The sequence below is a fragment of the Cryomorpha ignava genome, assembly GCF_010686655.1.
Taxonomy (GTDB): Bacteria; Bacteroidota; Bacteroidia; order Flavobacteriales_D; family Cryomorphaceae; genus Cryomorpha; species Cryomorpha ignava.
Genome location: NZ_JAAGVY010000069.1, coordinates 1 through 13,535, shown reverse-complemented (window position 1 = coordinate 13,535; position 13,535 = coordinate 1). Strand labels below are relative to the sequence as shown.

The following is a 13,535-nucleotide window of genomic DNA, read 5'->3' as shown; positions in this document are numbered from 1 at the left end:
CCACTTGCGAAGGCCCTGATGTAGGGTTCGGGAAAGAGGTAAGCTCGCTTTGAGATGCTGGAGCAAATTGAGCAGGAGTGTCGCCATCTTCACAATTGTGAAGTGCTACAACACCATCCACGTCAAACGCATCAGGAGTAGTTGACAGATCATTGTTGTTTACAACTTTCACGAAATTTACATAGGCAAATGTACCTGCATCGCTGATGTCAACGAATCCGTCGGCACGGCATACTGTTTTCGCAAAGAAGTATTCATCACCATCTACAGAAACATATACATCAGCAAATTCAAAGTAAGAATTGCATGAACTGTTTCCGTAAGTCGTTTCAACGATTTCGATATCATCTCCATCACCGTTTGGAATAGCACCATCAAATGCAAGGGTTAAGCTTCCGCCGTAGCCCAGAGATACGAATACAAGTTGGTCAACTCTTTCTGGAGCGCCAAGTGCATTTGTAGCATCTGTGCGGTTTGCAGCAATTGCACCACCGTTTGATGAAGTTCCCTGAATGTATTCTACAACTTCAGTTGCATAGCAATCGCCGTTTTCAACAAGCGGCTCTTCGCTACAACCATTTATTGCTTCCACACCATCTACATCGTATCCGTCTAGCGAACCTGTGCTTGCAGAGTTGGTGATGCGAATGGCAGATACATAGTCAAGACCAGTACCGGCAATATCTACTCCACCATCACGGCAAATAGTACCAACAGAAACAAAAGTTAGACCATCTTGAGATACCTCAATATCAGCTTGTTCATCATCGCTTCCACCACATACATCTCCTGAAAAAGAAGTTTCCCAAACGCGGATGTCGTTTCCTGGAGCGTCATAAATCACACCACCAAATCCGATGGTGATATGTCCGCCCACACCAAGTGATACAAATCCACCTGCTGCATTGCTTGCATCTGGTTGCCCAAGAGCTGCAGTTGCATCAGAACGATCAGCAGGAACAGCAGAACCATTGGTTTGAAGTCCTTGTTCAAATTCAAGTACTTCAGCACCGTAACACTGTGTATTCAAGCCACCGCTAAGGATACATGCACCTGCAAGGTCACCATTGAAAAGTGGCAATGCAATGTCGTGTGTAGCAACAACTTCTAGAGATGTTAGGTTGATCTCTTTAAGAAGCGATCCGCCATTTCCATCTGCGAGCAATACGTTTCCATTGTCAAGAACAACTGCACCGTTTATTTCATTTACCGGTACGGTAAAAGATGCGCCTGTAAGTACATTGGTAAAGGTATTGTTGTTGCGAGTAATCAACCATATATCGCCGTTTACATCTATCAAGTCACCACCATTTACATTTCTGCCTGGTCCGTAAGGAGTAGCAATACCTGTACTTGGGTCAATTGTATAAACTTGATTATTGGTGCTGCTACCTGCGTAGAATGTTCCGTCATTTCCAACCAATGCAGTTGGGAAATTAGAAACGCTTACTCCACCGGCAGTTTGAATGTCAAGTGTAGCAATTACTGTAGCAGATGCTACATCAACAACTTTCAGTTTGTCATTTCCGCTTACATTGTAAATAATGGTTCCATCTTGTGATAGACCGATGTGGCCACCCAGATTTGCCATTACTGTAGTGTAAGAAGCTGTACCATCACCGTTAAGTGTTACTGCAAGAAGTGGCTGTGGGCCGCTACCTTCTGCATCATGGATCATGTAGATTTTGAAGTCAAGACACTCACCTTCATTAGGCTGGTCGAAAGTATTACATCCAGATGCCATGTCACCATCGCGCAGTGTGTAAGTCTCACCATCAAGCTCAAGTGGGTAAGAACCGATATTTGAACCGGTCGTGTTATACAACTGAAGGCTTGATTGACCTTGAGCAGATACTAATAACTCATCAGTATCAGTGATTGCAAGACCTGTAACTTTCACTGGCACGCTTCCGATAAGGTTATCAAAAGTAGGTACAGGATAGTTTTCGTATAGTCCGTTACCGCTGCGTGTAGCAAGGTAAAGCATACCGTCAGATCCAAAAGCAATGTCACCACCGGTAACCGGTGAGTACGTGTCATAAGATGATACAACGTTGGTAGTTACATTCACGCAATAGATTGCGTTGTTGTTTTGGCTACCGATAAGTAGTTTTCCATCTACGTTAAATACTGCAGCAGTAAGCTCACCATAATCTGCACCCAATGCGATTGTAGGTCCAAAAGATGGAGCCACAACGTGTGGGTTAAGGGTACGGTATGAGTTTGTGTGCTTGCTTACAGCGTAAAGTAGATTGTCAACACCATTGTATGCAATGTGTATTTCGATATCGCTTGTTGCAATGTATTCCATTGTAGCTACACCACCACTTACAGTTACTTCGTAGATATCAGAGATACCATCAGCAGCGTCGTGATCTGAAATGTAGTAAACAAAATCTTCGCAAGTTGGCGTTACAATCGGCGTACCGGCACAAAGGCAGTCTGTAGTAATTACATCATTGCCAGTGGCATCATCGCCATCATTACACGCATCGCCAAAGTTGGCTTCTAATTGCGGACAGTCAAATTCGATAACAATAGGCGTTCCTGCACATGCGCAGTCTTCGTTTACCATATCGTTTTCTGTGTCGGCATTATTGTCATCACAGGCATCGCCTATGTTGGCTTCAAGAATCGGACAGTCGAACTCAATAACGATAGGAGTACCAAGACATTCACAGTCTTCAGTAATCATATCATTTTCTGTGTCGGCGTTTAAATCATCACAGGCATCGCCTATGTTTGCTTGAAGCTGTGGACAGTCGTAAATTAAGGTCCCTTCACATTCACAATCTGCGGTTACTACATCGTTTTCTGTATTGCTATCGCCATCGTTGCAGGTATCGCCAAAATTCGCTTCAAGCGCTTGACAATCAAACACAATAATTGGAGTACCAGCACATTCACAATCTGCATTTAACATATCATTTTCAGTATCCGGATTTCCATCATCACATGACTCACCGACAACGCATGCCACACTTGACAGTGCACAAACAGCATCAATGTCTGCTCCGGGTGTATCCGTAGAACAATTTCCCGGACCATCTATAATTTTGATAGCATCAAAGAATACTGAACTTGCAGGGAGGTTGTCAAAAAACGCATCAATATCTACTGATGCCAGCGCTCCACCAATACTGCCGAATTCATAAAATCCATCGCCATCAGAATCAAGAATTCCAGCAGCCTCACATAAATTCACCGTTTCGGCAGTGGAAGGTCGTAATTCAATAAATGATCCTTCCACTAAAGGGCCGACCTCAAAGACGAACAAATCAGCGTCAGAAGTTCCCGAGTTCACCAGTGTATTATTTGTAAAACCTAGCTTTATTAGTCCTCTTCCTAAAGATACATGCTGGGTGGCATTACCTGTATAATCAGGCATACCCAATGCCGCTTGAGGATTAGTCGCTGGAGGTGTAATATTAGTACATGTTGCTTCGTATTCGATAACTTCATCGGCAAAAGATAAACCATCTTCAAAGCACGTTAAGCATCCAACATTATTTGCAATAGCCTGACAATTAGGGTCCTCGCAATCTGAAAGTCCATCATTATCATTATCTACACCATCAGAACAAAGGGCTGCTGTATTTTCAAGAATAGCAGTTGTGCCTTCACATTCACAACCTACAATTACTACATCATTAACAGTACTTTCGTTATTGTCATTGCATGAATCGCCAATATTTGCCGAAAGTGCAGGACAATCATAAACTATGGTTCCAATACATTCGCATTCATCGGTAACAAGATCGTTTTCGGTACTTGCATTTCCATCATCACAGCTGTCGCCAACATTTGCAGATAGATCAGGACATTCATAAATTAATGTTCCTACGCATTCACAATCGGCAGTTACTACGTCGTTTTCTGTATTGCTGTCTCCGTCATCGCAGCTGCTGCCAATGTTTGCTTGTAAGTCTTCGCAATCGTAGGTGAGTGTTCCAATACAGTCGCAATCTCCATTTATTACATCGCCTACTGTGTTTTCGTCACCATCATCACATGCATCTCCAATATTTGCCGAAAGCGCAGGGCAATCATAAACTATTGTGCCATGACATTCGCATTCATCGGTAACAAGATCATTTTCTGTACTTGCGTTTCCATCATCACAGCTGTCGCCAACATTTGCAGATAGATCAGGACATTCGTAAATTAATGTTCCTTCACATTCACAATCGGCAGTTACTACGTCGTTTTCTGTATTGCTGTCTCCGTCATCGCAGCTGCTGCCAATGTTAGCTTGTAAGTCTTCGCAATCGTAGGTGAGTGTTCCAATACAGTCGCAATCCGCATTAATTGCATCGCCGACTGTGTTTTCGTTATCATCATCACAGGCATCGCCAATATTTGCAGAAAGTGAGGGACAATCAAACATAATTGTTCCTTCACATTCACAATCGGCGTTAATCACATCATTGTCGGTATTCGCATTTCCATCGTCACAGCCATCACCCACTTCTCCCTGAAGGGAAGGACAGCTATCATCCACATCACAAACGCCATCACTGTCAGAATCAACCTGAATAGTAACTTCAATACTATTTGAGGAAACTTTATCGCATCCATCTTCAGTAGTAGCCGTTACGGTATAGTTTCCGCTTTGGCTAACTTCAATAGATTGACCGGAAGCACCATTGCTCCATGCGTAGCTGTCAAATCCTGCCGTAGCGGTAAGTGTAATGCTTCCACCTGCACAAAAAGTTGTTTCCTCATCGGTGGAAATGGACACATCAGGAACACCAAACACGCCAATTACCACTTCTTCTGAAAGACCATCGCAACCATTTATATCGTAGCCGGCAACCACATAAGTTCCAGGTTCCGTAGCGAGATAAATTTGAGCTGTGCTTACTTCCACTCCATCGTGCATCCAGCTGTAAGCATCTAATCCGCCTGTAGCGGTTAAAAGCACTGATTCGCCCGGACAAAGATCTGTGGGTCCATCTGCTGAAATGGCCACTTCAGGTGCGTTTGCACAGAAATTTCCGATTGAATACGAGCCGCATCCGGCATATTGATCGAGCCCAATATAATAATCTCCAGCCACGGTTATTGTCCGAAGATAATTGTAGCTACCAGGCGTATGGTATTCGTTTTGAATGAGAGCTCCATCGGCGTTGTATAATACGACGTATGCATTCAAACTCTCTTCAAGTTCTACTTTGATATCAAGCTCAAAGGGAACCTGAACAACTGTAAACTTGTAAAAGTCAAATCCATCTGTTCCCGAATCAACATCATAATAGCCCAGGTGTCCTTCGTTCACACTTGATGTTGGAACCAAAGAAGCTGCTTCGATGGTTTCGTTATCGCCAGAATCATTGGCATAAGTTAAATCAGTTTGTTCAAAACTCAAGGTATAGCCACCGCACGCTTGATATCGGTCAACAAGGAGATAAACCGTATCTGCCGCAAGGCATTCTGCAAAAGCGTATGTGGTATCACTAGAAGCATAAGGATATGTAATCAGTGAACCATCTTTCCTAAATACCTGAAAATAGAATGTTTGACTGGTATTTCCTAAATCACGGATTGCTCTAAAAGTGTAGCTACCATCTTGGGGCAGTATGACACCAAAGTAATCGGATTCATCATAACCCAAATCTGTATCATAATATCCTATATGGCCTGTTACGCTTTCTCCTTCACTAATAAACTGTGATGCATTCTCTATACTTCCGTTGTCCTCGATATCAATTGGTGCTCCTGGAGGAGTTGTGTTTTCAAAACTCAAGGTATAGCCACCGCACCCTTGATATCGGTCAACAAGGAGATAAACCGTATCTGCCGCAAGGCAATCTGCAAAAGCGTATGTGGTATCACTAGAAGCATAAGGATATGTAATCAGCGAACCATCTTTCCTAAATACCTGAAAATAGAATGTTTGACTGGTATTTCCTAAATCACGGATTGCTCTAAAAGTGTAGCTGCCATCTTGGGGCAGTATGACACCAAAGTAATCGTATTCATCATAACCCAAATCTGTATCATAATATCCTATATGGCCTGTTACGCTTTCTCCTTCACTAATAAACTGTGATGCATTCTCTATACTTCCGTTGTCCTCGATATCAATTGGTGTTCCTGGAGTAGTTGTGTTTTCAAAACTCAAGGTATAGCCACCGCACCCTTGATATCGGTCAACAAGGAGGTAAACCGTATCTGCCGCGAGGCAATCTGCATAAGCATATGTGGTATCACCACTTGCATAAGGGTTTGTAATCAGCGAACCATCTTTGCGGAATACCTGAAAATAGAATGTTTGGCTGGTGTTACCTAAATCACGGATTGCTCTGAAAGAATAGCTCCCATCTGCAGGAAGGACAACGCCAAAATAATCATATTCATCCCAGCCTAAATCGGTATCATAATATCCGATATGACCTTCCACAGTTTCTCCATCAGAAATAAACTGGGTCGCGTTAGCTATACTTCCATTATCTTCGTCATCAGAAGCATAGCCGGTACCATTAACCTCGGTTGTAAAAGAATAGGAGCCGGCACCACTATAATGGTCTATCCGAACATAAAAAGTATCGGCAGCCATACAAAAACTCGTAAGACTCCCAGTGTTATCACCAGAGATATATTGACTAATGTTTTGTCCAACTTTATTGTACACATAGATATATACATTCAGTCCGGCTCCAATGTCGGCAGTGACAATAACATCACCGTCATTTGGTGCAACAAAAAGAAAGTAGTCATCGAGGTCGCCAAACGGCGCCTGATTCAGCGAGCCGGTCACCGTAGCCCCTAAAGTGGCATTTTCGGCTGTGGCAAGCGTGTTGTTTGGTTCTGTGTCCGCATAAGTTTGCAGACTCAAACCAAGAAATGCCAGAATGAGAAATACCCATCCCGGCCAGGTTGTAAACATCTTTTTCATCATTGTTTGAATTTGGTTTATAAATCGATTCTATTGAATACGCTGATTGGCTATACAATTATATAACATTCATCGTAAATTATCAATGGTTCATCGATTTATTTTCAAGAGGTGAACAGTTATTTTGAGTTTATTCGAAAAATCTTTTTTAAATAAGCTATCAAAATGTCCGAAACAGACCGTAATCGTTGAAATGTTAGAATATAATTGGTTTAAATTCTTTTCTGGGTTTTTCGCAAGGGGTTTTGGTTTTAAGTGATAGGTTTTAATTTAAATCGTTATAAGTTCTTACATTCCGGCAAGTAATGCGGTTCAGTATTTGCGGAAGTTTTGTGGAAGGATTAAAAAGATCAGACTCGGGTTATTGCCAGATATGCAGCGCAATAATTCTCACTGGCAGATAAGCACCAAATATTTTATCTTTGCAGCTAGAATCAATCGCTTTACAGCACAATAAAGCAGAGCAAACTACGATTTAGAACCGTGAAACGCATTTTACTCATACTATTTACCTTTCTGGGGCTTAGTGCCTTTGGGCAGTACCACGAAATAGGCGGTATGTTTGCGTCATCGTATTACGTCGGCGATATCAATCCGGTAAACCATGTTCCCACCCGGTTTTATCCTGGGGGAGGATTAATTTATCGGTATAATTTTAATGATCGTGTCGCTTTTAAGGGAAATGTGCTTTATGGAAGGGTTTACGCGAGTGATAGTGACTCTGACGACCCCTGGAGAAAGAACAGAAACTTGAGTTTTCGGTCAGATATCTTTGAAGTTAGCGGGCAGATTGAAATTAACTTTCTTACGTATGAAATTGGCGATGAGCGTCGCCCTTCAAGTCCTTACCTATTCGCCGGAATAGGCATTTTTAAGTTTAATCCGCAAGCTGAATATAATGATCGCTGGGTAGATTTGCAGCCTTTGGGTACCGAAGGGCAGGGGATAGACGGTTTTGAAGACAGGTACAAGCTTACGCAGATAAGTATTCCATTTGGGGTTGGATATAAGTTTAATATCTGGCGAAATATTGGAGGTGCAGTAGAATGGGGTATGCGCCGAACTTTTACTGATTATATAGATGATGTGAGCACCGTATATGTGGAAGCAAATTTGCTTGACAATGAAAATGGCCCACTTTCGGCAACGCTAGCAGATAGAAGTCTGGAACCACTGGGTCCCGATGGAACCAATACCAAAATGCAACGCGGCGAGACCAATCGGGAAGACTGGTATGTTTTTACGGGAGTAATGATTACCGTAAAAATTGGGCAGCCTCGTATAAAATGTCCGGGAGCTTTTAACTAATACTCCTGTTCAGCTCTGCGAATATACAAGTCTCTAAATCCGAAGTTTAAAGAATCTATCACGAGTTATCTATTTGTCCGATCGCCGTGCTTTGTAACAAATATTACAATCGGAATTGCTGGAGAACCTTACCTTTGCAGGAAAAATATGCTTATGAAATCTCAAGTTCTTATTTTTTCACTATTTCTGATAATATCTACGGCGGCTTGCGGTCAAATAGATAAAAATGCAGATCAGGTTAATACAACGAGTGAAGTCAGTGATTCTCAAAAAGCTGTTGTACATGTTATAAATGTTCAGGAGTTCAAATCGAAACTCGAACTTCCCGATGCGCAGATTATCGACGTAAGAACAGATGCTGAAGTAGCAGAAGGAATGATACCCAATGCTGTGCAAATGGACGTTGCAGAGTGGAATGGATTTGTTGTTAGCGTAGAAAGTCTCGATCCGGATAAACCTGTTCTAGTGTATTGTAGATCAGGTGGTAGAAGCAATAGAGCTGCCACGTACCTCGTAGAAAAAGGATTTACGGAAGTTTATGATTTAAGTGGTGGAATTACTGATTGGAACAGGAATAATGAAGAAATTGTAAAACCTTAATGGTATGAGTAGCTTCAAAGAAATTATTAATAGTGATAAGCCCGTTTTGGTTGACTTTTTTGCGGAGTGGTGTGGCCCTTGCAAAACTATGATGCCGATTATTAAAGAACTGGCGAGCGATCTGGGCGATCAAGTCCGTATTTTAAAAGTGGATATTGATAAAAATCCCGGTGCAGCTAAAGCTTTTGGAGTGCGTGGTGTTCCTACGTTTGTTATTTTCAAAAATGGAAAACCGGTTTGGCGTCAATCTGGAGCCATGCCCAAAAGTGAATTGATGCGTGGTATTAAAAGCGTGAGTTAATAATCGTCAAACCAGAACTAAATTCTGAACAGGTGAGTTTGTTTTCTCTTTAACCGCAAGGAGCGCAAATCCCAGATCAAGCCGCAGGCATGAGATTTTACGCAAAGTCAGCAGAGGGTATCCGTGCATCAAAAATCCTTGGGGCTCTATGTGAATTAAAGCTCAGATTATAAAACAGATCAATTTAATACATCTCCGGAAGGGCTTCAAAAACAAATCCTTTTTCAGAAAGTTCCTTCAGCGTTCGCGGTAATGCGTAGAGCATATTCTTCTCCGCTTTTTTACTGTCGTGAAATACCACTATAGAGCCGCTTCGGGTGTTTTTGACCACATTTTGAAGACATTTTTTGGGGCTGACATCCGCGCTCCAATCACCGCTCAATACATCCCACATTACAATTGTAAACCTGTGCTTTAGTCCTTTTACTTGTGAGCGTTTAATGCGGCCATAGGGTGGTCTAAACAAGCTGGTGCGCATTACCTCATCGCATTGCAAAACATTTTTAAGATAAGAGAAATCGCTGTATTTCCATCCGTTCATGTGGTTCCAGGTATGGTTTCCGGTGCGGTGCCCGCGCATAAGTATTTCTGAATAGATATCCGGATTGGCTATTATATTTCCGCCAATGCAAAAGAAGGTAGCTTTGGCATTGTACTCATCGAGAATGTCTAATATTTGCAGTGTTATCTCCTTGGTAGGGCCATCGTCAAATGTAAGGTAAACAACATTTGGCGTTTGGTCAATACTCCAAAGCATATCAGCCGCAAAGGGCTTAAATGCATTTGGAGTTTTAACCAGATAGACCATTAGTAGATTTTCATATTAGAATTTTACACCGGGCATCGTTCTATACGCTTCCATTTCCTGAATTTTTCGCTCAAAGGCAGCATCGAGTGTTTTGAAGCGCTCGTTTACTTTGTCTTTGAGTTCTTCCTGCGGATACATTTGAGTTACAAAGATGTTCAAACGCTGTAATACGGCGTAGCTCATCTGGATGTCCTGACGCATATTGAGTGCTTTGTCAACATCAGTAGAAAGGTAGTATTCAAAGTTCTCGGCAAATCGGTCAAACACAATTTCCAGAATAGCATTTGCCTTTTCGTCATCTCCTATCTTATAATAGTTTTGGATAATAGGAAGCATCAATCTATCGAATGGCACGTTGTGATCTGGCATTACTTCAATTGATTTGTCGAGAATAGTTCTCGCTTTATCAATTTTCTCTTCAGCGATAAGCTGATCTGCCAGATTCGCAAATTGCAACCTGATATTATTCGTCATCCGCAGGTTGTTTTCATCCATATAAATTTGTTCTTCAGTATCCATTCCTCCCCACTTAAATTTGTTCATCACATTGTTGTACATCAGTTCGGTATTAACCGATCCGTACATATTTGGATTTGAAGTTTCAGGAGCTTTTATTGGTACCAATTGATAAGCCAAACCTACCAGTTTGAAGTACTTGTCGAGGCCAATATAGCTATCAGGCCCGGTGGTTACTGCAAAATAAATTGGTCTTTTCCAATCGTTTGTGGCGAGCAAATCAAGTTGCATCAAGTTGTTTTTTAATAGGTAAGAGCGATCAATACGCCATTCTACTCTATCTACAATATCTGCCGAATCAGCTTCTGAAACTGTTCCATTAGCGATTACGAAATCTTTGTCAACAGGCACATAGAAATTCTTAGACGGCATTACAGATACCACCTCGCCACCACCAACAGTGCGAAGGTTTTTATCATTTGCGATATAGTCAATAGCTTGATCAACATTTACATAAACCTGCCCCGTATTTCGCGATTCATCTAAAAAGACTACATCTCGGGTTCCTTGGCGGTATTTAGTTTCGCCAAGCGAGAATGGCACCGGATCTGAAGTATATACTTTTCGTTTCATTTGATTGATATACCAATCTGTATTTAAAAGGCTGAGGTTTACTACCCTTACATCAGTTCTTATCCCTTCTACTTCTTGAGCATACCAAAGCGGAAATGTATCATTGTCGCCATTTGTAAATAAAATTGCATTTGGCTCGGTACTTTCCAGGTAATTTGATGCGAAATCGCGCGCCGTATATCTGCCAGATCTATTGTGATCATCCCATCCTACGGCACCCATAAGTATGGGCACAGGTATGGTGATTAAGGCTGTAATAATGGCAACGACCGAGGTGTTTTTTAAGCCTTTTCCAAGTGCATACATCAGCGCCAGCAGGCCTATTCCTAACGCGCCCATGTAGAGCACGGAGTAAGAGAAATAATGACCTCCACTTTGAATTGATTCCATAAGGAATATAACTACCCCGGCTCCAAAAGTGAACCCTGCAGCTTTTATAAGCTCCTTTTTGGTGAGGTTAAAAGCGGCGTCGAAGAGGGCGTAAACGCCCAGACCTATCCAAATGGCAAAAGCATAAAAAGATCCCGCATAGGCGTAATCGCGCTCACGAGGCTGAAAGGGTGTTTGATTCAGATAGATTACAATGGCGAGTCCTGTCAATATAAAGAGAAGAAATGTTATGAACCAGTCGTCAGGTCGGCGGTAGAGCTGATATAACAGTCCGAGTAGCCCCAGTGCAATAGGTAGTAAATAAAATTTGTTGTAAGCGAAATTTTCTTTCATGCTCGACGGCAAATTGTCTTGTGACGCAAGCCGCTCATTGTCAATGAAGTTTAGCCCCGAGAGCCAATTTCCTTCCAGGAGACCTCCATTCCCTTGAATATCGTTTTGCTTACCGGCAAAATTCCACATAAAGTAGCGCCAGTACATGTAGTTTACCTGATATTTAAAGAAATACCTCATATTTTCTGCAAAGGTGGGCTTATTGATAATTGTAGGTTGCCCGTCGCTTCCTACGGTTCTAATAGGTGTTCCCACATAGTTCGACCATGATTTATAGGCTCTTACGTGGCTTTCCTGCGGGCTGTACATCCGCGGGAAGGGATCGGTAAACTGCGGGTCGTAATTTACAATTGCACTTTTCCTATCATCCGAGACAATGTACTCTGAGTTAATGCTATAATCGGCCTGGTTTTGTTCTTCGAGAAATTTCTGTGCGTCAAATTGGGTTGAAAACCACTGAACCGTTCTTCCTGTTTTATTGACCACTACGTAGGCTTTTGTGTAAACGGGACTGCCGTCTGATCGCGGGTTTTGCGGGTCGGTAGGAGAGTTCCAGTACTGACCGTGTAAAAGAGGGCGGTCGCCGTATTGTTCACGGTTTAAGTAAGATAGCAGCGTGAAAACATTTTCGGGATTATTTTCGTCTAGGGGAGGATTCGCCGAAGAGCGTATAACAATAACGGCAAAGGTAGAATACCCTAAAATAATTACGGTTACTGCGAGAATTGCGGTATTAGCAATCGCATGTCCCTTTTTATGAGTGTAGTGCAATCCGAAAACGAGAAGACCAATCACTAAAAGCGCGTAAATGATCGTTCCAGTATTAAAAGGGAGTCCAAAACTGTTTACAAAGAGCAATTCAAATTTTCCGGCAAACGAAACCACACCTGGAATAATGCCGCCTTGTATTACGCCAAGAATAAGCAGTGATAGCAAAGACGTATAAATTATACCTTTTAGCGAAGGCTTAAAGCGTTTAAAATAAACCACAAAGCAGATAGCCGGGATAGCGAGTAAGTTCAAAAGGTGAACCCCAATAGACAGACCCATAAGGTAGGCGATCAGAATTAACCAGCGCATTTCATTCTTTCCATTCGAAAGGCTTTCCCATCTTAGGATGGCCCAAAAAACTGCTGCTGTAAACAGAGAAGAAAGTGCATATACCTCGCCTTCTACCGCCGAGAACCAGAAAGAATCTGAAAAGGTATAAGCGAGAGCTCCCACGGTACCGCTTGCCATTACAGCAATAATTTGACCTGTGTTTAATTCTGTAGAATTTTTGATAGCCATTTTATACCCAAAGTGGTTAATGGTCCAAAAAAGAAAAAGAATTGTGAAGCTGCTGCTCAGCGCAGATAGCACATTAATAGCCATCGGCACTGCCGAAATAGGAACAAAAGCCGAAAATATTCTACCAAGAAGCATAAAAAGGGGTGCTCCCGGAGGGTGACCAATTTCTAACTTATAGGCGGTTGTAATAAACTCACCTGTATCCCAAAAGCTGGTTGTAGGCTCGATTGTAAGCAGGTAAACGATGGTGGCTACAAGAAAAACGCCCCAACCGGTAATGATATTTGCTGTTCTAAAGTTCATTGCTCATGGTTAATGTGCCTGCGAAAATAGTAAAATAAGCGGGGGAGGAGCTTATCGGGGCGAATGAGTTTAAAAGGTTTGGATGTTTTTATGATTTTTTCGGGAATGTTGGAAGAGTAAAAAGAATTATTTACTTTTGCAGTCCGCAAGCCGGAAATTGTCCCATGGTGTAACTGGCAACACGTCTGTTTTTGGTACAGAAGAGTCTAGGTTCG

6 protein-coding genes are annotated in these 13,535 nt (G+C 42.1%); 3 read left to right on the top strand and 3 right to left on the bottom strand.

Features of this window, described 5'->3' with window-relative positions:
• On the bottom strand, nucleotides 1-6,901 hold a 6,901-nt coding region (locus tag G3O08_RS19525; RefSeq protein WP_394352331.1), incomplete at its 3' end, for a hypothetical protein.
• A 480-nt stretch (nucleotides 6,902-7,381) separates the two neighbouring features.
• On the opposite strand from G3O08_RS19525, the gene porG reads away from it, so the two are divergent.
• From porG to trxA, 3 genes are all read left to right on the top strand, one after another.
• Nucleotides 7,382-8,206: a type IX secretion system protein PorG gene (gene porG / locus G3O08_RS19520; RefSeq protein WP_163287136.1), complete on the top strand. Its 825-nt coding sequence runs from the start codon at nucleotides 7,382-7,384 to the stop codon at nucleotides 8,204-8,206.
• A gap of 153 nt (nucleotides 8,207-8,359) precedes the next feature.
• The gene (locus G3O08_RS19515; RefSeq protein ID WP_163287135.1) at nucleotides 8,360-8,806 is read left to right on the top strand and encodes a rhodanese-like domain-containing protein; all 447 of its coding nucleotides are present in this window, start codon (nucleotides 8,360-8,362) and stop codon (nucleotides 8,804-8,806) included.
• A gap of 4 nt (nucleotides 8,807-8,810) precedes the next feature.
• Nucleotides 8,811-9,107 (top strand): thioredoxin, encoded by a 297-nt coding sequence (gene trxA / locus G3O08_RS19510; protein WP_163287134.1) that lies wholly within the window; start codon nucleotides 8,811-8,813, stop codon nucleotides 9,105-9,107.
• A gap of 184 nt (nucleotides 9,108-9,291) precedes the next feature.
• Here trxA and G3O08_RS19505 read toward each other — a convergent pair whose 3' ends face one another.
• Both G3O08_RS19505 and G3O08_RS19500 read right to left on the bottom strand, forming a co-directional pair.
• Entirely contained in the window at nucleotides 9,292-9,915 is a 624-nt protein-coding gene (locus tag G3O08_RS19505; protein WP_163287133.1) for a polysaccharide deacetylase family protein, read from the bottom strand.
• 15 nt (nucleotides 9,916-9,930) lie between these two features.
• The gene (locus tag G3O08_RS19500) at nucleotides 9,931-13,320 is read right to left on the bottom strand and encodes a glycosyltransferase family 117 protein (RefSeq protein ID WP_163287132.1); all 3,390 of its coding nucleotides are present in this window, start codon (nucleotides 13,318-13,320) and stop codon (nucleotides 9,931-9,933) included.
• Nucleotides 13,321-13,535 lie beyond the last annotated feature (215 nt).

Excerpts from the sequence above, each read along its gene's own strand:
- G3O08_RS19515 (WP_163287135.1), top strand. The coding sequence starts at position 8,360 with ATGAAATCTCAAGTTCTTATTTTTTCACTATTTCTGATAATATCTACG.
- trxA (WP_163287134.1), top strand. The coding sequence starts at position 8,811 with ATGAGTAGCTTCAAAGAAATTATTAATAGTGATAAGCCCGTTTTGGTT.
- G3O08_RS19505 (WP_163287133.1), bottom strand. The coding sequence starts at position 9,915 with ATGGTCTATCTGGTTAAAACTCCAAATGCATTTAAGCCCTTTGCGGCT.
- G3O08_RS19500 (WP_163287132.1), bottom strand. The coding sequence starts at position 13,320 with ATGAACTTTAGAACAGCAAATATCATTACCGGTTGGGGCGTTTTTCTT.